At 61.8% G+C, this 22,021-nt stretch carries 18 protein-coding genes and 1 tRNA gene; 7 read left to right on the forward strand and 12 right to left on the reverse strand.

The features are described from left to right. Positions 1 to 284 precede the first annotated feature (284 nt). From DL1_RS08470 to DL1_RS21555, 3 genes are all read left to right on the forward strand, one after another. Positions 285 to 3,041: a UvrD-helicase domain-containing protein gene (locus DL1_RS08470; protein WP_038064899.1), complete on the forward strand. Its 2,757-nt coding sequence runs from the start codon at positions 285 to 287 to the stop codon at positions 3,039 to 3,041. 211 nt (positions 3,042 to 3,252) lie between these two features. Further along, positions 3,253 to 3,594 carry a plasmid mobilization protein gene (locus DL1_RS21810; protein WP_162178739.1) on the forward strand — a complete coding sequence of 114 codons (342 nt, stop codon included), beginning with the start codon at positions 3,253 to 3,255 and terminating at the stop codon, positions 3,592 to 3,594. A gap of 3 nt (positions 3,595 to 3,597) precedes the next feature. Then, positions 3,598 to 5,268 (forward strand): mTERF domain-containing protein, encoded by a 1,671-nt coding sequence (locus tag DL1_RS21555; protein ID WP_143081722.1) that lies wholly within the window; start codon positions 3,598 to 3,600, stop codon positions 5,266 to 5,268. A gap of 629 nt (positions 5,269 to 5,897) precedes the next feature. Here the strand turns inward: DL1_RS21555 and DL1_RS08485 are convergent. Further along, positions 5,898 to 7,073, reverse strand: a complete 1,176-nt coding sequence (locus DL1_RS08485; RefSeq protein ID WP_342727150.1) for a site-specific integrase — start codon at positions 7,071 to 7,073, stop codon at positions 5,898 to 5,900. A 235-nt stretch (positions 7,074 to 7,308) separates the two neighbouring features. After that, a tRNA-Ser gene (locus DL1_RS08490) sits at positions 7,309 to 7,398 on the reverse strand. Between the two features lie 525 nt (positions 7,399 to 7,923). Between DL1_RS08490 and DL1_RS08500 the strand changes: the two genes are divergently transcribed. Beyond that, the gene (locus DL1_RS08500) at positions 7,924 to 8,511 is read left to right on the forward strand and encodes a porin family protein (RefSeq protein ID WP_038064909.1); all 588 of its coding nucleotides are present in this window, start codon (positions 7,924 to 7,926) and stop codon (positions 8,509 to 8,511) included. Between the two features lie 92 nt (positions 8,512 to 8,603). Here DL1_RS08500 and DL1_RS08505 read toward each other — a convergent pair whose 3' ends face one another. The 7 genes from DL1_RS08505 to DL1_RS08535 all read right to left on the reverse strand — a co-directional run bounded on the left by DL1_RS08505 (position 8,604) and on the right by DL1_RS08535 (position 15,168). Beyond that, positions 8,604 to 9,218: a TetR/AcrR family transcriptional regulator gene (locus DL1_RS08505; RefSeq protein ID WP_038064911.1), complete on the reverse strand. Its 615-nt coding sequence runs from the start codon at positions 9,216 to 9,218 to the stop codon at positions 8,604 to 8,606. Beyond that, complete coding sequence (gene ppk2 / locus DL1_RS08510; protein ID WP_038064913.1) at positions 9,211 to 10,107, reverse strand: polyphosphate kinase 2; 897 nt, start codon at positions 10,105 to 10,107, stop codon at positions 9,211 to 9,213. The genes DL1_RS08505 and ppk2 overlap by 8 nt, the downstream gene beginning before the upstream one ends. 64 nt (positions 10,108 to 10,171) lie before the next feature. Further along, the gene (locus DL1_RS08515; RefSeq protein WP_038064916.1) at positions 10,172 to 11,131 is read right to left on the reverse strand and encodes an alpha/beta fold hydrolase; all 960 of its coding nucleotides are present in this window, start codon (positions 11,129 to 11,131) and stop codon (positions 10,172 to 10,174) included. Then, positions 11,106 to 12,026, reverse strand: coding sequence for a homoserine O-succinyltransferase (locus tag DL1_RS08520; protein WP_038064917.1), 921 nt, complete (start codon positions 12,024 to 12,026; stop codon positions 11,106 to 11,108). The genes DL1_RS08515 and DL1_RS08520 overlap by 26 nt, the downstream gene beginning before the upstream one ends. A 53-nt stretch (positions 12,027 to 12,079) precedes the next feature. Continuing rightward, positions 12,080 to 12,934 carry a hypothetical protein gene (locus tag DL1_RS08525; RefSeq protein ID WP_038064919.1) on the reverse strand — a complete coding sequence of 285 codons (855 nt, stop codon included), beginning with the start codon at positions 12,932 to 12,934 and terminating at the stop codon, positions 12,080 to 12,082. Between the two features lie 55 nt (positions 12,935 to 12,989). After that, positions 12,990 to 13,931 carry a DMT family transporter gene (locus DL1_RS08530; RefSeq protein WP_038064922.1) on the reverse strand — a complete coding sequence of 314 codons (942 nt, stop codon included), beginning with the start codon at positions 13,929 to 13,931 and terminating at the stop codon, positions 12,990 to 12,992. A gap of 106 nt (positions 13,932 to 14,037) precedes the next feature. Continuing rightward, positions 14,038 to 15,168: an OmpP1/FadL family transporter gene (locus DL1_RS08535; protein ID WP_038064924.1), complete on the reverse strand. Its 1,131-nt coding sequence runs from the start codon at positions 15,166 to 15,168 to the stop codon at positions 14,038 to 14,040. A gap of 402 nt (positions 15,169 to 15,570) precedes the next feature. Between DL1_RS08535 and DL1_RS08540 the strand changes: the two genes are divergently transcribed. The 3 genes from DL1_RS08540 to guaB all read left to right on the forward strand — a co-directional run bounded on the left by DL1_RS08540 (position 15,571) and on the right by guaB (position 19,125). Continuing rightward, entirely contained in the window at positions 15,571 to 16,464 is an 894-nt protein-coding gene (locus DL1_RS08540; protein ID WP_051693433.1) for a GNAT family N-acetyltransferase, read from the forward strand. 128 nt (positions 16,465 to 16,592) lie between these two features. Then, positions 16,593 to 17,555: a TDT family transporter gene (locus DL1_RS08545; RefSeq protein WP_038064925.1), complete on the forward strand. Its 963-nt coding sequence runs from the start codon at positions 16,593 to 16,595 to the stop codon at positions 17,553 to 17,555. A gap of 121 nt (positions 17,556 to 17,676) precedes the next feature. Further along, positions 17,677 to 19,125, forward strand: coding sequence for an IMP dehydrogenase (gene guaB / locus DL1_RS08550; RefSeq protein ID WP_038064927.1), 1,449 nt, complete (start codon positions 17,677 to 17,679; stop codon positions 19,123 to 19,125). A 107-nt stretch (positions 19,126 to 19,232) separates the two neighbouring features. On the opposite strand, the gene DL1_RS08555 is transcribed toward guaB, so the two are convergent. Genes DL1_RS08555 through DL1_RS08565 form a run of 3 tightly spaced genes read right to left on the reverse strand, consistent with a single transcriptional unit; the run spans position 19,233 to position 22,020 of the window. Then, positions 19,233 to 20,531: a TRAP transporter large permease gene (locus DL1_RS08555; protein ID WP_038064929.1), complete on the reverse strand. Its 1,299-nt coding sequence runs from the start codon at positions 20,529 to 20,531 to the stop codon at positions 19,233 to 19,235. Continuing rightward, a complete protein-coding gene (locus DL1_RS08560) occupies positions 20,528 to 21,040 on the reverse strand; it encodes a TRAP transporter small permease (protein ID WP_038064932.1) in 513 nt (170 codons plus the stop codon). Before DL1_RS08560 ends, DL1_RS08555 begins: the two co-directional genes overlap by 4 nt. Then, positions 21,040 to 22,020, reverse strand: a complete 981-nt coding sequence (locus DL1_RS08565) for a TRAP transporter substrate-binding protein (protein ID WP_038064934.1) — start codon at positions 22,018 to 22,020, stop codon at positions 21,040 to 21,042. The genes DL1_RS08560 and DL1_RS08565 overlap by 1 nt, the downstream gene beginning before the upstream one ends. Position 22,021: the final 1 nt, after the last annotated feature.

Below are 22,021 nucleotides of genomic sequence, written 5' to 3' on the forward strand. Positions count from 1 at the left end.
TCTCGAAGACGACTTCTGCAACAACGCCCTGTCGGACCGTCGAGATCCGCCCTTCGCGCCGGTAATACGTCGCTTGAGGTTACCCGCTTTCCAATGTTTGCTACACCTCGGAAATGACTGACACTTCGGCGCACATGAATCTCGTCTCAAAATCTTTCCTGGGGTTCTTGGTTGACCCTCTCGGCCGACATCCACGGTCCCTGACCCTGCAAGACAGGGGCATTGCCGCGCGTGGGGCGGGTTCGCCATGGATAGGGTTTGACGCAATCGCGACGCGCCCTTCAATGCGGAAGGGCCTCCTCTCTTCGTCTCTGTCGCTCGATCTCGGGGGCGGCCGGAATCTGACCTTGCCGGCCGTGGACGCGTCTGCAGCAAGAAACTTTGCAGATGCCGCTACCACCGCCTGGACGGATTTCAACCGGGCGGAGTTGCAAAAGGAGGAGACCGTGGTTCTGCGCATCCTCCACGCGCTCGATGCACTCAAGGTGCCGGACGCTTATCCCGCAGCATGCCAAGTCGCGCCGCTGGAGCGCGATGCTGCCGATCTGAACCGCCGGGTGCTTTCTAAGCTGAATGCGGAGGCCGTCGGCGACGAAGTCATGTCCCGAATTGCCCCGATCGTTGCGTTCGCATCCGATCCGAATGCCGTCCGTGACGCATCTATCGAGATGTTTGTGGAGGATCAGCTCCTCCGCTGGAAGGATTTCTTCGACACGGTCGAGACTATGCCACTGACGCCGGAGCAGCGCCTGTCGGTGGTCGTCGACGAAGATGCGACGCTGGTTCTGGCCGGGGCGGGCTCCGGCAAGACAAGCGTGATCACCGCCAAGGCCGCATACCTGGTGAAGGCGGAGATACGGAAGCCGAGCGAGCTCCTGCTGCTGGCCTTTGCGAAAGACGCAGCGACCGAGATGTCGGAGCGGATCGAGGCGCGGTGTGGCGTCCCCGTGGCGGCCCGCACTTTCCACGCATTGGCCTACGAGATCATCGGTGAGGTGGAAGGTGAAAAGCCATCCTTGGCGCCGACCGCGACAGACGACAAGGCGTTCTCATCCCTGATGAAGGAGATCCTGAGGCACGTCGTGGCGAGCGCCAGTGATGTCGCGCAGACCGTGATTGGTTGGTTCGCCGGTTTCTTCGACGACTTCCCGACAGAATGGGATTTCAAGACGAAGCACGAATGGTATGCGCAGATCGAAAGCCGCAACCTGCGGACGCTGCAAGGCGAGACGGTGAACAGTTTCGAAGAACTTCTGATCGCCAACTGGCTGTTCCGGAACGGCATTGCCTACGAATACGAGCCCAGCTACGAGCACAAGCTCCAGAAGACCGGGCGCCGCGTCTACACGCCCGATTTCCGGCTGACAGAGAGCGGCATCTACATCGAACATTTCGGTGTGCGCAAGAAACAGGGCAGGGACGGCAAGGAGGAGCTGACCACGGCGCCTTACATCGATCGCGAAGACTACCTCGAGGGCATGAACTGGAAACGGCAAGTCCATGCCGAGCACGAGACGGTGCTGGTCGAAACATATAGCTGGGAGCGTGAAGAAGGCCGGCTGCTCGATGGGCTCGCCGAAAAGCTCGAGCCGCACGTCACGCTCCGTCCGATCCCGGACATCGAGATATATGATCGCGTGGCCGAGGTCGGGATGGTGGACAGCTTCACCTCGTTGATGGGCACGTTCCTGCGTCACTTCAAGAACGGCGGCTACCGGGTTGAGGACTGTTCAGACAAGGCGCAAACTCTGAAGATGGGCAAACGTGCCGAAGCATTCCTGAAGATCTTCGGCGCTGTCTTTCGTGAGTATCAATCCCGTCTGGGTGATCGGATCGACTTCGAGGACATGGTGAACCGCGCCACGGCTCTTGTCGAAAAAGGACACTACCAGAGCCCGTTCCGGCACGTTCTCGTCGACGAATTCCAGGACATCTCGACTGGACGGGCGAAGCTGATCCAAGCCCTCAAACGCCAACACTCAGATGCCAAGGTGTTTGCCGTCGGCGACGATTGGCAGTCGATCTATCGCTTCGCCGGCTCGGACATTCATATTATGCGCAACTTCGGCGCGGAATTTGGAGGCACCTATGCAGGGGTCGCCGGTGTCCATCGGACCGTCGATCTCGGTCGGACTTTTCGATCTGTGGACAGGATCGCTTTGGCCGCCCGGCGCTTCGTTCTGCGCAACCCAGCACAGATCACCAAGACGGTGATCCCCGCAGGCGAGGCGGACGAGCCGTCAATCAGGATCGCCTGGACGCGCCGTGACACTGGGGAGACGGTCTTGAACGACGCCGTGGCCGCTCTTGCCGCCACAGAAGGGAAGGGGGGCGGGAAACCGTCCATTCTGATCCTCGGTCGATATCGGTTCCTGAGGCCCGATGTCGGGCGGCTTCAGCGCCAGAACCCAAGGGCGATGATCACCTTCAAGACCATTCATGCCTCGAAGGGTCTGGAGGCGGATCACGTGATCATCCTCGGTGCCGACAACGCCAAGATGGGCTTCCCGTCAATGATCGTGGACGACCCTTTGCTTAGCCTCGTATCGCCCGAAGCCGAGCCCTATCCGAATGCCGAAGAGCGGCGCGTCATGTATGTCGCCGTAACCCGGGCCCGGCGGACAGTGACCATCCTGGCGTCCGAAGCGCGCCCCTCGGTCTTCGTCGAGGAACTGATGAAAGAGCCCGAGTTCGGCGTGGTCGTGCCCCCGGGGGCCCAGAAACACACCCAAACCTGTCCGGGTTGCGGCGGGCGTCTGCTTCACATGGCTGGAAAGGACGGGCGCGACTGGTATCGCTGCGAGCATGTTAAGCTGTGCGGCAGTAGAATGCCCGCGTGTCCGGCTTGCGGTGTTGGCCTCCCAGTCCGTTCTCGGACCCATGGAGAACTGGTTTGCGGAGATTGCGGGCAAAGCCAGCCGGCTTGTCCGAGTTGCGACGCAGGATGGCTTGTAGAACGGCGCGGTCGCTATGGAGCATTTCTGAGTTGTGTCCGCTTCCCAGACTGCGACGGCAAAGCCAAGCTGCAGAAAAGTGCATGACATGCTGTAAGGGGGCTATCCAGCCGCCATTGGCGCGGCCTTCGACGAAGGTTCGCGGGTAGCGCCCTCGGGACGTGCATTTTCGGGGCGTAGCATAAATATTTTCCAGGCTGCCGATTTTTGGCTGCGCGTTTTTTCAGGTCCGGTTTCCATACTCCTCCCATCAAGTCTACCCAAAGTCCCGCAAACGCGCGGAGAGGAGCGGATCAGAATGGCAAGGAAGACGAAAGCCAACCGGAGAAAACGGCGAGAAATTCAGGCAACCGACGCTGAGTGGCAGGTGATCAAATCGGCGGCTGGCAAGGTGGGCGTGTCAACTTCCGAGTTTGTCCGCCGCTGCGCCTTTCGTCTGGATCTGTCAGATGGATCGACCAGGAAGGAAGATGCCGCGGTGCAGGTCCTTTCCTCCTTCGATCTGATTGAGAAAAGCTTGCGGGGTGATGGCGATGGAAGTGGTCTGGCAGGGAACGGTTTCTCCGAGTCATCTGCGCATGATTGCGACAATCGAAGCCAAGCTCGACCGGATGCATGGCGCACTGTTCGGAGAGGGTGAAAAATGATCCTCGGCTGGACGCGTTTCAAGAACCAGAAGATGGCCGACTACGAGAAGATCGTGGACTACTTCGTTGCCGAAAAGGTTCCTAAACTGGTAAACGGGAAATACATTTCGGTGCGCAGATACCCCGCGCCGGAAGTTCTGTTGGGACGCCCGGCGCGTATCATTCGAACGATCGAGAACCTTGAGCAGCGGCACCGGTTAAGCGCCTTCACACTCACCTTCACCGAGGCGGATATCTCGATCCGCGACTTCAATGCCGGCGACTCTGAAGCGCGCGAGAAGGTGCATCGAATCCTCGATCTCGCGCTCGCGGTCGCTTTTCCAGGTGTGCCGATTGAGAAGAGGCCCGCTATTCTTGTCTCGACCCACACTCACACGAGCAGGCTGGAGCTGAACTTCGCAATTCCGCGATGCGTGATCCGGCCTGATGGATCGGTTCGCGCTTTTAATCCAAGCCCACCTGGCAGGCGCGCGACCGAACTTTGGCGGGCCTTCGTCGATACGATCAACATGAACTACGGGTTCGATGACCCGGGCGCTCTTGAACGGATGCGTCTGATCAAATTGCCGGACGCAGTTCTTAAGGAGATCGCAGAGGCACGGAGGAACAATCAGTTGTCCCGTTTCGAGCCTCTGGCGGCGTTCGTGCAGGCTGCGGAGGTCCGTGCGGGTATTTTGCTCGCAAAGCCCGGCATTCCAAAGCGAGATGTTTTGCTCGAGGGCTTGCGCCCCTTGGCAGAACAACATGATTTGACTTTTGAGACCGCCACCGCTAACGGCACGACTTTCCGGTTCCGGAATGGTGAAACTCAACGCAGCGTCACGATTCGTGGCCCCCTGATGACAGATCAGTTCGACCAACTTTTCCAGCGCTTTAACAGCAACGGACGAGAGCGGAAAATCCAGCTGGCGAAGGCGCCTGACAAACTGGAAGAGCTTTGGCTGTCTGTTGCCCGAGAAATGCCAGCTCGCCACGGCTTCGAGGCGCCCGAGAAATTCTATGAACTCTCCGAGTTTCTCGAGGCGATGCCAAGGCCTCGACCTACGGTTTTTCGCCGAAAGACGCATGGGCTGAGGCCGATTGTCGGTCTGCTCCATCGTCTCGTGACGCAGCAGCTGATGCGCGGGCTCGTCGCGCGTCTCGTCACCGCACTGCCCAAGAACATCTTTGCCGAACCCCGCAAAAAACTGGAGGCCCTGAATGCCCGATACGCAAAAAACCACAACCCGGAATCTGAGCAAGGACATCCTGGATCTGATCGAGTCCAACAAGCGGGTGGTGGAGTTGATCCCGTCTCTCCAAGCCCTCTTGGCCATCGAAAAAGACCGTGGGGTGGTCGAGCGACTGGACCAGATGATCGAGGATCTCGGCGCGATCTCGCAGCAGATCGCGAAAGCCGCGAGTGTGATGGGCGACGCGATCGAATCGTTTCAAAAGGACGCGCAGAAACGCGATGCGCGAGAGCAGGAAATCATCGATCTGATGGCGTTGGTTCACGAGCGCCTGAAACGCTCGAGTTGAATGAGCTGGACGAGAGGATCAAAGCGCTGCTTGCCCGCCTCGGGGTATCTCAGCGCGGTGGGGACGAACAGATCGAAGACGCGCTCGAGCCGGCAGAGATCGTCGTGTCCGAGAAGAACGACGATATTCTCCCCGACGGGCCGTGAACTCATCGGGCGTCTGCGCGCGAGCCTTCGTACTGAATGGCCAGACCTGAGGGGCGGACCAAATTCGCGCCTGCAAACGATCCAGCGAATGATTTGTTCACAGCTTTGTTGGTAACGATCGAGCTTTCGGAACATCCCGTTGGGTGGCGTGAACCATCAGGCCGCCGGCTTCAAAAAAGCCTGACTTATCGCAGGATGTTAGTCGCTCTCGTTCGGAACCGGACAAAATTGCGCAATTATAGTCGGTTAGAGCGCATCCGGCCTAAGTTTTCTGTGGATTACGGCGCGGTTTGCCGTGAGTTGCGGCGTCACGCTCCCTATACTTGGCATCATCAGCCGCGAACCCAATCGGGCCGCAAAACCCATCCTCCGCCGAGCTCGCGCTCGCGCGGCACCGAGAACTGTTCCCTAGTGCCCACCTCGCGACACATACCCAGTCCGATCCGTCGCTCGCAGAGCGATGCCGCGCGCTGGCTTGCGCGGCTGGTCGCGGCGCGCGACAAGGTCGCGTTGATGGTTGCAGAGGATCCTGTCTACGCGCCGATCTTTGCCAGGCTGGATCGGGAAGTCGCTCTCGAACGCGCGCGTCAATCCGGGGACCCGCTGGAGAGGGCGAGGGCGATCGTTGCTCAGAAGGCGATCGGGGACAGTAGTCGTGCGATCGTCAGCAACCGACCGCCCTCGCCATAGCGCTGTCGCCCAAGTGCATGGCCCATGATGTCGCGCCGGATCCGCTCGTCGATCCCGGCTTCGAGCATCCGATCCTCGAAATTGTGCAGAAGCGAATAAAGTGTGTGCCTGGGGGTCTCCAAAAGATCGTTTTCACGCAGGAACTTGTTGACGGTCGCGCTAAGCGAAGCCGAGCCGCCACGATAGCGCGGAAACCCGTCAGGAAACTCCTTCATGGCCTCAAGCGAGACGCCGAGCAGCGGGATGATCCGCTGGGCATTGTTCGATTTCAGCGCACGGCCGAGCGGTTGCAGGTTCAGATGCGGGATGTCAGCCGACAGCACGATCTCTTCCGGGTGAAGGGCGGCGAGTTCACTCGGGCGCATCCCAGTGTTTACCATGCCCAGAAAAATTGCTCGCGCTTCATCGTTGAGACCGTTTAAGGCGCCCTCGGCCAGAAGTCTTTCCCGGATCCAGCTATCTGAGAATGGAGGGCGCTCTCCCGCTTTGCCCTGCTTGAATTTCAGATCGGAAAGCGGAAGATCCAACTTAAGCTTTTTCTTCGCATTCACGCTTTTGAGAATGTCGCCGAGGTGGGTGAGATCCTTGTTGGCGCTGTTCGCGGTCAGCCCTTCAGTTTCAAGGCGCGCCATCCACCAATCGCGAAATTCCAGCATGTCGTCGCGGGTGATCTCCTGCATCGGCTTGTCGCCGATTACGGCGATGAAGTTCGCGACGGCTTTTCGTCGCGGATTTTCCCAGCGCCGCTTCTGGTCGCGGCTCTTGCCAAGAACACGGTCACGCTCCAGCTCCCAGAAGAGATCCAGAGCGCGCGTCACCGTAATGGCAGGTGCGGCGGCTCCGCCAAGCACGGCGCGCGCTTCTTCCTGGTCGAATTGTCCTGCAGTCTCCGGGGCGGCTTCCACGCGGTCGACAATTTCGGCCAAGGGAAGGTCTGCAACTTGAGGTGCCTCCAGGAAGCGGAAGCCGCGTGCGCTGGCGAGCCGTTTGGCTGCTTCGAAGCGTTTCTCCGCATCGGCGCTGTCGCCAGCGAGTTTCGCCTCCCAGGCTTCGATCTTACTTTGCCAAACGGTTGCAGCCTTCTGCCGTGCGATGGCCTCGGAATCGGTCTTCAATTACAATACAATTTCCCGACGCGCTTCGACCGAAGCATAGGCCGTAGGCACGCGCCTTCTGAGGTGCCAAGTCTTGCCGCGTTTCGAGATTGTCATGGGGCGCACCGTTCGCTGTGGTGCAAAACGTGTATCATTTTGTGGTGCAAAACACTACGTAAATGCCAATTGCCTAGAGGGGGATCCTTCTTAAGGCATTGGTTTGGCAGTAAATTTCCCTGTGAATATCCAAGGAAAGTGGCGGAGAGACAGGGATTCGAACCCTGGGTCGGCTCTCACCGACAACGGTTTTCGAGACCGCCGCATTCGACCACTCTGCCACCTCTCCGCGTCATGGGTCGTCGTGAGAGCGGGATTTATCGTTCCGTGCGCGGGCTTGCAACCGGTTTCTCAAGATTTTTTACCGGGACGGCGGAAAATTTTGCACAGGGGATTTTCGGCGGTGCCGGGGGGCTTGGGCGCGGTGAGGACGGTGCCCTGATTGCGCGCGCTGAGCCTGTCGAGAGGGGCATTGGAATCGCGCTGGCGGCTGGACGCTGCGCGCGCGAAGAGCGCGCTCGAAGGCGTCGTCTTGGGGCGCGCGGCGGTGCGCGGATGCGGGGTGCGTTCAACTCGACGTGATCAGTGCTGGAACGGGCAGGGCGTGAGCGAGAGGGTAAATTGCCCCTTAGTCTTTACGCTCGTTCGATTTTTCGCAGTTGCAGCATAAGCTGCTCGGATCACGTTCCGGCAAATCGCCGCCGACGCTTGGAACCAAACACATTGACGATGCATTGGAGGGGCGTAGGTCCAGCGAACGGACCTGATCCGAAGTCTCAATCGGGGGATGAACCCCCATACAGGAGAGAGAAAAATGAAACGTATTCTTGTGAGCTCGAGCATCCTTGCCATGGTTGGTGGCGCAGCATTCGCCGGCGGTTACACCGCTCCGGCAGCCGCACCCGTCGTGACCCCGGCACCGATGGTCGCAGCACCCGTCGCATTCGACTGGACCGGTGCTTACGCTGGTGCTCAAGTCGGCTACGGCAAAACCAATGGCGACCTTGATGCCAACGGCGCAGTCGGCGGTGTCCATGCAGGTTATCTGAAAGATTTCGGTGGCTTCGTGGGCGGCGGTGAGCTGGCCTACAATGCTGCTAACGTCGACGATGGCGATAATGGCAAGCTGAAAAACATGACCGACCTGAAACTGATCGGTGGTGTGCCCTACAACCGCTCGCTGTTCTACGGGGCCCTTGGTGCATCGTACATGAAAGCCGATCTGGCTGGCCAGGACCACAGCGACACCTCCCCGATGGTTGGTATCGGCATGAAATACGCGGTCACCGACCAGTGGACCGTCGGCGGCGAGCTGGACTACCGTGACGGCCATAACTTCGATGGCACGGACTCGGACGTCAACGCGACGACCCTGAACCTGACCACCTCGTTCAAGTTCTGATCCGGTTCCGGATATTTCGGGAAAGGCGGGCCTGTGTGCCCGCCTTTTTCATACGCGGATCATGGCGCGCGGCGCGTCTTGTCGCGGAAGGGTCAGGGGCGGTCCGGCCCGATCAGGCCCAGCCCGCGGAGATAGACGCCGATGCCGCTTTCCAGCAGATCCTCGGGAGCGTAGGGCGCGCGGTTTCCCTCGCGCGCGTAGAGCTCTACCACGCCGTGGCTGAGCGCCCAGATATGGGCCGAGACCATTGCGACGGGCGGTCTGCGCTCGGGGGGGACGTGATCCATCAATGCGGCTGTGGCCTGCTCGATCGCGCCGGTCGCGCGGCTGGCCACATTGGAGAGTTCGGGTGAGCGATTGGACGAGATGCCGCTTTCGAACATCGCCATGTAGTGACCGGGATATTTCCGCGCAAAGGCAAGATAGGCGCGGCCCGTCGCCGAGAAGGCCGCCAAGGCCGTGGGCTTGCCGCCATTCCACGCATGTTCCATCAGATCGCCGAAGATCAGGTAGCCCTGACGGGCACATTCCGCGATCAGATCCTCACGCCCTGCAAAATGGCGATAGACTGCCGCCGGGGTGACGCCTGCGCGCTTGGCCGCCTCGGAGAGCGTAAACCCCGTGGGCCCTTTCTCTTCGATCAGCGCAAGGGTCGAGGTGACCAGCGCCTGGCGCAGATTGCCGTGATGATAGCCTTGCTTAGACATTCAGGATGTCGATGCCGCCGCAGATGGATGTGTCAATAGATCCAATGGCTTCTCGGTCTTTCTTTGCGTAATCGACCGCGCTTAGAACGGTCTGGATCGCGGCAATCCGGGCGCGTTTCTTGTCATCCGAGCGGATCACCGTCCAAGGCGCGAAATCGGTGTTGCTGCGCTCCAGCGTGTCCTCGATCGCCGCCGAATAGGCGTCCCAGCGTTTGAGCCCCTCGACATCGATCCAGCTCAGTTTCCATTGTTTGAGAGGATCGGTTTCGCGTGCGATGAACCGCCGCAACTGCTCGGCCCGGTCGACATTGAGCCACAGCTTCACCAGCGTGATCCCGTCATCGACCAGCATCTTCTCGAAATCAGGGAGTTGGGTGAAGAAGTGCTCGCGTTGCTGCGGGGTGCAGAAGTCAAACACATGCTCAACCACGCCGCGATTGTACCACGAGCGGTCGAACATCGCGATCTCTCCGGCAGCGGGCAGCCAGTCGACATAGCGCTGGAAATACCATTGGCTGGCCTCGGTCTCGGAGGGTTTGGGCAGCGCCACGACATAGGCCGAGCGCGGGTTGAGATTCTCGCGCATCCGCCCGATCGTGCCGCCCTTGCCAGCCGCATCGCGGCCTTCGAACAGCACGACCAGCCGTTTGCCGGTCTCTTTCATGTCCCACAACATCTTGACCAGCTCGACCTGCAGTTTCTCCATCTGCCGATCGTATTTCTTGCGCTTCAACATCTCGTCGTAAGGGTATGACTTGGCAAGGATATCATCCTTGTCGGAATGCTGGATCGCGTCCCGGATCGCCTTCGGGGCCTCGGTTTCGAGATAGCGCGTGATATCGCCCACGAAGGGAATGTCGTCGCGCGTCTCTTGCCTGTCCTGTGCCATCCGGGCCTCCCCAAGTTTGCGCCAGTATGAGCTGCGCGTGAAGGCGGTGCAAGCCGCAGGCGCGTTAGTTCAGCCCTGCGCGCTTGGCGACCTCGTTGACCGCCTCCACGACCTGTTTCGTCGCGACATGGGGTGTCATATGGCCAATCCCCTTGAGCGAGATCAGCGTGGCCCCGGGGACCGTCTTGGTGAAGGGGATCGCGTGGATCTTCTCGCTTACAATCGTATCGGCCGTGCCATGGACAGAGACCACCGGCAGATCGAGCTGCGGATATTTCGGGATCATCTGCGCGATCTGGCTTTTCAGGCTGGCCCGTTCGCGCGCATTCACCCGCATCGTGGTCACCCGCAGCGTCATGCCGGGACCGAACCAGCGAATATAGCCCTTGGGCATTTGCTGCGGTTTGAACACGTCGCGCACTTCAGCGGCGATCACCGCCGGGGGCGTCCAGGCCGAGATCAGCGGCACCAGAAGGGCTTGGCCAAGCGGCGGGGCGGTCAGCTTGTAGAGCAGGGGCAGGCCGCTGTCCCACATCTCGGAGGGGGCCGAGACAGGCACCAGCCCCTTGAGCGTGTCGGGCAGCGTCACGGCCCAAGCGATCGCCACCGCGCCGCCATAGGAATGCCCAAGAACGATCGGATTGCGCGCGCCCACTTCGAGCGTGGCTTTTTGCAGCAGCTTCGCCTGATTGAAGATCGTGTCCTGACCGGCGGGCAGCGGATCGGAATAGCCAAAACCCGGTCTGTCCGGCACGAAGACGCGGTAGCGTTTGGCAAGTTCCGGGGCGAGATCGAAGGTCAGATCGCGCGCCGATCCCGAAGCGCCGTGAATCAGCACCACCGCCGGTCCGTGATCGCCCATCGTGACGACATGGACACGCTGTCCATCGATATCGACGAACACACCATCGGGCGGATAGCGGGCTTCGGCTTGGCGCGCCCTCCAGATATCAAGCCCCCAGGTCGCACCGCCCAAGATGAGGGCAAGGACAACGACGCTAGCGGCCAATCTCAGCCATGTCATAGGGAGTCCCCTGATAAATCTCATTGATCCAGTTGCCATAGAGCAGGTGGGCGTGGCTTTTCCACCGGTTCAGGGGCATTTGGCGCGGGTCGTCTTCAGGGTAGTAATTCGCGGGCACGTTGATTGGTTTCCCTGACGCAACGTCACGGTCGTATTCTTCCTTAAGCGTGCCGCTGTCATATTCGAGATGGTTGAAGATATAGAGCGCGCGGCGCGCCCGATCTTCGACCAGACAGGGGCCGGTTTCATCCGAATGGATCAGCGTGGTCATGCCTGCCGCCTCCAGCTCTGGCCGTTTCATCTCTGTCCAGCGGCTGACCGGGATCAGCAGATCATCCGAGAAGCCGCGCAGATAGGGCGAGGCGGGTGCCTCGTTGCGATGCCGGAAACAGCCGAACGCCTTGTGGTCGAGCAGATGTTTGGGCGTACCGTGGAAGTAATAGGCCATCGCCATTCCGCCCCAGCACACACCGAAGGTCGAGAAGACATGGCTCTGGGTCCAGTCGAACACTTGCGTGAGCTCGTCCCAGTAATCCACTGTTTCAAAGTCAATTTGCTCGATCGGCGCGCCGGTGATGATCAGCCCGTCGAATTTCTCGCCCGAGGCCAGAACCTCGCTGAAGGGGCGGTAGAACTCCTCCATATGCTCGGCGGCCGTGTTGCGGGTCACGTGATCGGACATGCGGATCAGTTGGAAATCGATCTGAAGCGGCGTCGCTCCGATCAGCCGCGCGAACTGGTTCTCGGTCTGGATTTTTTTCGGCATCAGATTTAGAAGCGCGATGCGGATGGGCCGGATTTCTTGCGACTGGGCGCGGCTGGGCGACATGACCATCACGCCTTCCTGCGACAGAATGTCGAAGGCCGGAAGGTTCTCGGGTAGCGTGATAGGCATTTGATTTCAGTCTCTTATGGTTCGTTTTTGATGTGATTTCGCTGGGTCGGCTGTCACGCCGGCAACGCCTCTGCGATAAGCGATGTAAACCCTTTCGCATCGCGCACAAGATAAAGATCCTCTGCGCGGATGCTGATCCCCCAGTTGCGCGCCATCGCCTTATAGCGCGGCTGCCTGTGGGCGAGCGCTTGCGCATAGGTCCAGCGCACGAAGGCGTCGGGGTCGACCTCGGCTTCGCTTTGGCCCTTGAGATCGCGATATTCCTCCCATTTACGGATGAGGAATTCGGGCTGGTAATACATCGGTTTGGGGGCGCGGGCGAAACGCTCGACCAGCGCCTCGGTATGGGCCTCGGATCCTTCGATCCAGACCATCAGGTGATGGGCAGACAAGGCGCTCAGGATCGGATCTTGCGGGTCGTCGGGATCGACCACCTCGCAGATCGAGCCGCCGGAATCGCATAGGAATTGCTCGATCCCGTAGATCGCGCGGGCGCGCTCGATGAAGGGGATGGTGTCGAGCAGGGCTGCCATCTCGGCACGGCGGTGCTGTTCCTGACGGCGCATATAGTCGTCAAAGGGCAGGCCGCCCTTGGCCGGATCGCCCGGCTTGCCCAGATAGGTCGAGAGCGGCGCCAGATTGTCGAAGGTGATGTTGGAGGCGATATAGACGGAGTCGCTCAACAACAGCTCGGCGAGAAACGGGTTCTTCATCGCCTCGCGCTTGAAGTTGTCGGCGATATTTTCGCCCATGTAGCGCGTGCCGATCCGGTAATCGACCGAGTAGTGGAACCAGCCCTCGTCGCGCAACAGATTGGCAGCCCAAGTCTTGCCCAGACCCGACATGCCAAACAACAAGACCCGCTTGTCGCTGGCCTCAAGCCAGTCGGTGCGGTTGGAATAAATCATGCCCGGCCTCGTCTGCATCTGCTTTGCCCCTCTCTAGCGCGCGCGGGCGCGCACGTCACGGGGTTTTGGGCGCGGGTGCGGGCGGGCGTTGCGCGGGCTTTGCATTGAGGATCGCGAGGCCCACTGCGAGGAGTGCAAAGCCTCCGATCTCGCTGAGGCCCAAGCGCTCGCCATAGACTGCCCAGCCTGCCACGATGGCCACCGGCGGGATCAACAGCGTCACCAGCGCGAGATTGGCCGCCCCTGCCAGCGACAGGATACGGTAATAGAGCAGATAGGCCAGCGCCGAGCAGCCAAAACCAAGCCAGAGCATCGCGGTCCAGACTGAAGGCGCATAATCGAGCCGGGGCATGCCCTCAAGCCACAGCATCAGTGGCAAAATCCAGAGCGTACCGCCGGTGAGCATCCCTGCGGCCGACAGTTCCGGCGCGATGCCGCGCACGGCCCGGCGCGCATAGGCGCCTGCCACACCGTAGCTCATCGCGGCGCCGAGGATCGCGATCTGGCCGGCAGAGGCGGGGTTGAAGCCGCGCAAAGCCTCGGGGCCGATGGCCACGACGACGCCGCAAAAGCCCAAGGCGATGCCCAGAGACTTGCGCGCGCTCAGCCGCTCGTCCGAGAAGACCAGCGCTGCGATCAAGGCACCGAAAATCGCGGTGGAGGCGTTCAGGATCGAGGCCAGCCCGGACTCGATATGTTGCTGGCCCCAGACGATGAGCGAGAAGGGGATCGCGTTGTTCAGAAGCCCCATCACTACGAAATGCACCAGCAATACGGGGCGGCGCGGAATTGGGATGCCGCGCGCGAGAACCCAGATCCAAAGCAAAACCGCGCCAAGCGCGACACGGATGAACACAACCGTAAAGACGCCCGCGCCATCAAGCGCCGCCCGGTTCGACAGGAACGATGAGCCCCAGATCAGCGCAAGCCCGCCCAGAAGCGCCCAGACGAGCGGGGAGAGCGAGAGCGGGGCGGTGGGGGCGATACGGTGCGTCATGGCTTTTGCGATAGGGTTAATCATGCGTCTGCGCCACCCGAAACATGCGCAAGAAAAAGCCCCGCCAATCGGGCGGGGCTTTCACGTCATCCGAAGGGGACGTGGATCAGAAGCTCATGCCCACGCGCAGGCCCGCGCCCCAGCCCTTGTTGCCCGAGAAATCGGCCAGCGTGGGGGCGTTGGTCGTGGCATCGCCGATATCGACATAGCGCAGACCGCCAGTGATCTTGATCTGGTCGGTTGCCTGATAGCTGGCCGCCAGCGAGATCGACTTGAAACCATCGGTCGGCCCGAGGTTGCCCACGGTGTCGCCGTCATGCTTTTCATAGCCGAACATCACAGCGCCCGACCATTGGTCGGTGAAGCGGCGACCCACACCGATATTGAAGGTCGTGGTGTTGTTCTTGAACGCCACGAGTGCGCCAGCGCTGCCCGGCTGACCGCCGCCCAGCGTCGCCCGGTAGCCATCCGGCGCGATCTCGAATTGCGACCAGTGCACCCAGCGGACCGAGCCCAGCAGGAGCGTGTCTTTTGCGATCCCGGTCTGGAATTCGAGGTTGACCGATTCCGGCGAGACGGTTTCGAAGGTCGAGTCGATCGTCGCGCCGTTGAACAGCGTTTCCGTACCGTCGAAATCATGCGTGATCTTCGAGTTATAGGTCAGCGCGACACGGGCTGCGATCTCGGGTTTTTCCCAAGCGACACCCACCACATAGCCGAAATCTGTCTCGTTCGGAGCGTCGAGTTTATAGGGAAGGTAGGCGCCGGCTGTGGTTGAGAACACCTTCAGATCGGCCTTGCCGGAGGCTTGCTGGATGCGCACACCGCCATAGACCGAGATGTTCTGCGGGAACTTGTAGCGCATCAGGCCGGTCACCGCATGCGACGAGATTGACGCGGTCGAGCCTGCGAACGGGTAGGGCTGGTTGGCCAGCGGATAGTGCACATTTGCGCCCAGCGGCTGGTCGAGAATGATCGCAAGGTCGATATTGTCGTTCAGCGCCTGCTTGTAGCCAAGGCTGAAGCTGCCGTAGCCGGTCGCCATATCGCCCGACGAAATTGCGCCGCCTGCGACGGTGCCCGAGACATCTGGGTTGAAGCCGCCGATGTTGAATTCAGCGTAATTGCCTTGCTCGAACAGAATGCCGACCGATTGCGTCGAACGTTCGACGCCGCCTGCCTGCGCCATGCCGGTGCTCAAAGCGACGACGGCTGCTGTTGTCAAAATCTGTTTCATAATGATCCTCTCCCCGTGACGTGTGTCTGTCGGTTCCCTGAAAATGACGTTATCACCGCGCCTTTATAGATCAATTCGTGTTGAACTCTGACGCTACGTCTCCAACCCATTGCGAGGGCTCACTTGTGGCGTGGGTGTCACGCTTTCTAACGTTAAGGTCAGCTTTCAAACCGTTGGGTTCAGAAAATCCCCGAGAATCGCCCTAAGGCGAGCGCGATCAACCAAAGCGTGCACAGGGCGCAGGCAAGCAAGATCGGGACCCAAAGGGTCAGACGCGGGGCGGGGATCGGGGGGTGTCGGGCCATCTCGTGCCTTCGTTGCGGGAAACTCTGGTGAGATATTTACCCCGTCTTAGGTAAAGCGGGTCTTAACTGCGCTGAGCGAAATTGCAGTGGAGACTATGTGACGGGCTCGGCATTGGAGATCGCGCCGTTTCCAGGGGCGGCATGGCAGCAGGCGCTGGACGCGATCGCCCTCGGCGGCGCCTGTGCGATGCAGCAATCGCAAAGCTATGGGGCGGTGCTGGGCGCGCGCGGGCGGCGTGTCGCGCGGTTTGAGATCCGTGCGGACGGGGTGCGGATCGGGCTTGTGCAGATGATCGGGCGGCGCGGTATGTGGTTGATCTCGCGCGGGCCGGTCTTTGTGCCGGGCTGCGCAGAGGGGTTGCAACGCCGCGCGCTGTGCCATCTGGCGCGCAGGCCCGGCCTTGTGCTGGCCACGCCTGCCGCAGCCGTGGCGGGGCCGGGGTTGATCCCGCTGATCACAGCGCGCCATCATGCGATCTGGTCGCTCAGGGCCGATCCGTCTGCGCTGCGCAAGGGGCTCGCGGGCAAATGGCGCAATCGGCTTGTGGCGGCAGAGCGCGCCGGGCTGCGGGTCTGCCCCGAGCCCGAGTTCGACTGGATCTTGCGCGCTGATCAGGCGCAGCAACGCGCGCGCGGCTACCGCGCCTTGCCCGCCGATTTCACCCGTGACTGGGCTGCACAGGCGCCCGAGGATCTGATCGCCTTGCGGATCGAAGACGCGACGGGCGCGCGCATCGCTGGCGTGATCGTGCTGCGCCATGGGGCGGGGGCAAGCTATCATATTGGCTGGGGCGGGGCGCAGGGCCGGGCCAGCGGGGCCCATAATCTGGCGCTGTGGCAGACAGCCTTGATGCTGCGCGCCCAAGGCGTCGTGCAGTTTGATCTGGGCTGTGTGGATGGCGAGGCGGGGGCCGGGCGGCTCCATTTCAAGCTGGGCACGGGCGCGCGGGCGGTGTCGCTGGGCGCGAGCCTCTTGGCGCTGCCGATTTGATCCGTTATCGCCTCACTTTTGCCCCAGATCACGATTAGTTTTCCTGAAAGATCGCGGTGCAAGCCGCAGCCCAGAGCAGAGGGTACGCGCTCTCGCACCCGCGCCAAATGACGAGAAAGGTCCGCCTGATGACACTTGCGCCCAGACAGCCGACGCCCCAAGGCCTGTTTCGCCGCACACCGCCTGCAGCCTTCCTGCCGGTCCTCGGGCTGATCGGGCTGGTGCTTGTCTGGCGCCGGGGGATAGTGCAGTTCGCGTTGCCGCAGGCGCTGGCCGAGATCGCAGTGGGCGCCGTCAGCCTGCTCGTCGTATTTTGCCTCATTGCCTATGGGGTCAAACTTCTGCGGCGCCCGCGTGCTATTTTCGAGGATCTGCGCGTCTTGCCGGGCCGGGCGGGCATCGCCGCGCTCGTTCTGGCGAGCTATCTGCTGGCGGCTGCACTTGCGCCTTACGGAATGGGCGCGCAGGCCCTGTTCTGGGCCGCTTTGATCGCCCATCTGGGGTTGATCGCGCTGATCATCTGGGCGTTTTTCACAGGCCCCACCGAACAACGGCGTGTTACCCCGGTCTCTCAGCTCAGCTTTGCAGGTTTTGGCGTCGCGGCACTGGTGGCGCAGGCGCTTGGGCTGGGAATGCTCGGTGTTGCGCTGTTTTGGATTGCGCTGTTGGTGGCGGTGCCGATCTGGGTCCTCTCGATGCAGAAATTCTCGCGTGAGACGGTGCCCGCGCCCCTGCGCCCGCTTCTGGCCTGCCATTTGGTGCCCGCGGCGATCTTGGGCATGGTGGCGGCAGGCTTTCATGCCGCTGCAATCGCGCAGGTCATGGCGCTGATCTCGGGCGGATTTCTGGTGCTGCTGGTAGTGCGCCTGCGCTGGCTTCTGGCGGCAGGTGAGAGCCCGCTTTGGGGCGCGCTGTGCTTTCCGCTGGCCGCGACCGCCGGGTGCTGGCTCGCGGTCGGCGGGTACTGGGCGCGCCCCGGCGCGGTGTTGCTGATCGTGGCGACCCTTGTGATCGTGCCGCTCTCGGCGCGTCTGATGAAGGGCTGGAGCAAGGGCGATCTGGCGCTCAAGACCAACGCGGCCATTGCCTGACACGGCGCGCGTGCCTGAAGGCGCGCGTGCAGGACGGGCTGCACGGCGCCTTGGGGGTTGCCATCGGCGCGCGGGCGTGAAACAGGAAACTGCCAAACGCATCTGGACCCGGAGATCCCCCATGCAGATTCGCGAGGCACTCACCTTTGATGATGTCCTTCTTGTTCCCGCAGCCTCGTCTGTGTTGCCGAGCACGGCGGATGTCGCGACCCAGGTGACCCGGTCGATCCACCTCAATATTCCGCTTCTGTCCTCGGCCATGGACACTGTGACCGAGTCGCGCATGGCCATTGCGATGGCGCAGGCGGGCGGCATGGGCGTGATCCACCGCAACCTCACCCTAGAGCAGCAGGCCGCCGAGGTCAGCCGCGTCAAACGGTTCGAGAGCGGGATCGTCTACAACCCGATTACGCTGCGCCCCGAGCAGACCATGGCCGATGCCAAGGCCTTGATGGAGCGCTATAATGTGACCGGGTTCCCCGTGGTCGATGCGGATAAGCGCGTCGTAGGCATCGTGACCAATCGCGACATGCGTTTTGCCTCGGACGACAAGACCCCGGTCTCGGCGATGATGACAAAGGATGGGCTGGCGATCCTGACCGAACCGGCGGATCGCGATCGGGCCCGCGCCTTGATGAAAGAGCGCCGGATCGAGAAGCTGCTGGTCACCGATGGGGCAGGCAAGTTGACTGGGCTGCTCACGCTCAAGGATACCGAGAAGGCCGTTCTGCATCCGCTGGCCTGCAAGGATGACAAGGGGCGGCTGCGCGTGGCTGCGGCCTCGACCGTGGGCGATGAGGGCTATGAGCGCTCTTGCGCGCTGATCGAGGCGGGCTGTGACCTGATCGTGATCGACACGGCGCACGGCCATTCCGAGGGCGTCGCCAAGGCCGTGGCGCGGGTGAAGGCCTATAACTCCAATGTTCAGGTCGTTGCGGGCAATGTCGCAACTGCCGAGGCCACCCGCGCGCTGATCGGCGCGGGCGCGGATGCGGTCAAGGTCGGGATCGGCCCGGGCTCGATCTGCACCACGCGTATCGTGGCGGGCGTGGGCGTGCCCCAGCTTACCGCGATCATGGATTGCGCCGGGGCTGCGGGCGACACCCCGATCATCGCCGATGGCGGGATTAAGTTCTCGGGCGATTTCGCCAAGGCGATCGCTGCGGGCGCATGGTGTGCGATGGTGGGCTCTGCGATTGCAGGGACCGATGAGAGCCCCGGCGAGGTCGTGCTCTATCAGGGCCGGTCGTATAAATCCTATCGCGGTATGGGCTCGCTCGGCGCGATGGCGCGGGGCTCGGCGGATCGCTATTTCCAGAAAGATGCGGCCTCTGACAAGCTGGTCCCCGAAGGTATCGAGGGGCAGGTGCCTTACAAGGGCCCCGCGGGCGCGGTCGTGCATCAGCTTGTGGGCGGTCTGCGTGCGGCGATGGGCTATACCGGCTCGCCGACGGTCGCGGCGATGCGGGGTGGGTGCAATTTCGTCAAGATCACCGGCGCGGGCCTCAAAGAGAGCCATGTCCATGACGTGCAGATCACCCGCGAAAGCCCAAACTACCGTATCGGGTAAGCGACGCCCCGGCGCATGCGCGCCAAGAGAGTTTTGCCTGTGCCGCGCGTCCCATGTGACGTGCGGCACATTGCTTTTGAGGGGGCGCGTCCGGCGCGCGGCGCGGGCTACATCATGCCGGGCAACCAGAGCGAGATCTGCGGCACCGCGACCAGAATTGCGAGCGTTGCGAACATCGCCACCCAGAACGGCATGACGCCTCGGAAAATCTCGATCAAGGGCACGTCCTTGGCCACGGATTTCACGATGAAGACGTTGATGCCGACGGGGGGAGAGATCAGCCCCATCTCGAGCGTGAGCACGACCAGCACGCCAAACCAGATCGGATCGATGCCGAGATCGAGGATCACCGGCAAAAAGATCGGCAGCGTCAGTACCAGCATGGCCAGACCTTCGAGGAAACACCCCAGCACCATGTAGATCACGAGGATCACAAGCAGCGTGCCGATCCGGCCAAGATCGAGCGCCACGAGCATCTGGCTGATTTCGGCGGGCAGGTGGCTGAGCGCCACGAACGGGTTGATCAGATGCGCCGCGATCAGGATCAGCATGACCGAGGCTGTGGTGACGATACTGTCTTGCGCGGCGCGCCAGAAGCTTCGCAGGGTCAAGCTGCGCTCACATGCCCCGTAGATAATGACGAAGGCCGCGCCAACCCCGGCGGCCTCGGTGGGCGAGAAAAACCCCGAATAGATGCCGCCAATGGTGAGCACGATGACGATGAGAATCGGGATTGCGCCGAGGAAGGCGCGACCCTTTTCGGCGGCGCTCGTAGCCGGGCCTTTCGGTCCGATCTCGGCGCGCAGGGTGCACAGGATCATGATCGTCAGGATGAAGGCGCTCAGCAGCAATATCCCCGGCAAGATGCCCGCCATGAAGAGCCGCCCGATGCTTTGCTGCGTCAGGATTGCGTAGATGACAAAGCCGGTTGAGGGCGGGATCAGGATCCCCAGCGTCCCGCCCGCGGCCACAACCCCGGTCGACAGGCGCGGGCTATAGGCGTAGCGGTCCATCTCGGCCAGCGCGGTGCGCCCCATCGTCAGTGCCGAGGCGACCGAGGAACCCGAGAGGGCTGCAAACCCGCCGCAGCCCACCACGGTTGCCAGCGCAAGCCCGCCGCGCATCTGACCGATCGTCGCGAAAGCCGCATCATAGAGCTTGCGGCTCATCCCGGTGACGCTCGCCACATTGCCCATCAGGATGAACAGCGGCACCACGATCAATTCGGAATTCGAGGCCAGTGAGAAGGTCTCGGAGGCCAAAAGCCCGGTGGCCGCCTGTAGCCCGTTCAGAATCCAGATCCCGACAAAGCCCACTGCGAACATCGCAAAGGCCACAGGCACCCGGATCAGCAGCAAAGCCAGCAGCAGCGTCAGGCCAGCCGAGCCCACGATTGCAGGGGTCATAGCGGCTCCTTTTCGCCGGTCGGCTGAGGGTCATCGCGCCAGATTAGCCGCAATGCGCGCAGGCCCATCGTGAGCGCGCCGACCAGCGAGAGCACGCAAAGCGCGTATTGGAACCACGCATTGGGCAGGTTCAAGAGATTGGTCGAGAGATGGAGCATCACGCTCAGCTTTGCGCTTTGATAGACCGTAACCGCGATCAGCACGAAGATCGCCACGCCCAGCAGCGCCGAGAAAATGTCGATGGTGCGGTTGAGCGCTGCGGGAAACGTGGTTTCGAAGATATCGACGACGATATGGCCGCCCCTGCGGTCGCACAGCGCCATTCCGCCAAAGACGATCAGCACCATCGTCATGGTGACCAGATCCTGCGCGCCGTAAAGCGGCATGCCGAAATTGCGCCCGATCACATCGATCACGATCACCAGCACGACGAAGATCAACCCGCTCGTGCCGATGATCGCGGACAGGCTGATCAGCCTGTCCACAAGCTTTTGCATCTGTGCGAGCATCACTCGCCCCGCATCGCCGCCAGTGTGGCCGCGCCGCCCACCTTGCTCACATAGGTGTCGGTCACATCGGCCAGCGCGTCATTGAAGGGTTGCGCGCCCGCAGCGTCCAGATCGATCACCGTGGTGCTGTCTGAGGCCCGTGCCGCATCGAGCGCCGCCGCTGCGGTCGCGATCCATGCCTCTTCGGTCATCTTCGAGATCTTCTCGCCCTTCACCGCATCGAGCGCCGCCTTGGCCTTGGGCGGCAGCCCGTCATAGGCGGGCTTGTTCATCACCGTATAGAAGGTGAGGCGGCCAAGGTTCGGTCCTGTCGTGACGCTGCCCACGACCTCGTTGAGCTTGAAATCCGACAGGATCGACGCGCCGCTGACCACGCCGTCGATCAAACCGGTTTGCAGTCCGTTATAGACCTGTGTCATCGGGATCTGCACCGGGGTTGCGCCGAGCGCCTCCATCGCGGCAGCCGAGATCGAGCCTGCCACGCGGATCTTGAGCCCCTTGAGATCGGCAGGCGTGCGCACCTCTTTGTCGTGCATCATCAGGATGTTGGGCTCTGAGCCCCATAGCGCGATCACTTCGGTCTGCGGGTATTCGCCCTTGATCTGATCAAAGCCCTGCCAGAGCGCCTTGTAGCCCGGTGCATCCAGCGGCAGGGCGCCGGGCAGCTCGGCGATCAGGGTCTTGGGGAATTGCGACGAGGTGTATCCCTGAACGCCCCAGCCCATATCGGCTGTGCCTTGCAGCACGCGCACATATTGATCCGCCGGGCCTGCGCCCAGCTCGCCGCCGTGATAGCCGCGCAGCGTGACGGCCCCGTCCGTGCCCTCAGAAAGCGCTTTGGCCAGCGGCTCTATCTGGGCTGCGTTGATTGTATGGGTGGGCGGCGCCCAGTTTGCGTATTTCAGCTCCTGTGCGCTGGCGCTGCTCAGGGTTGCGCCAAGCGCGATCACTGTCGCGATGCTCAAACTCGTGTGTTTCATG

This window comes from Thioclava dalianensis (genome assembly GCF_000715505.1).
In the GTDB taxonomy this organism is placed as follows: Bacteria; Pseudomonadota; Alphaproteobacteria; order Rhodobacterales; family Rhodobacteraceae; genus Thioclava; species Thioclava dalianensis.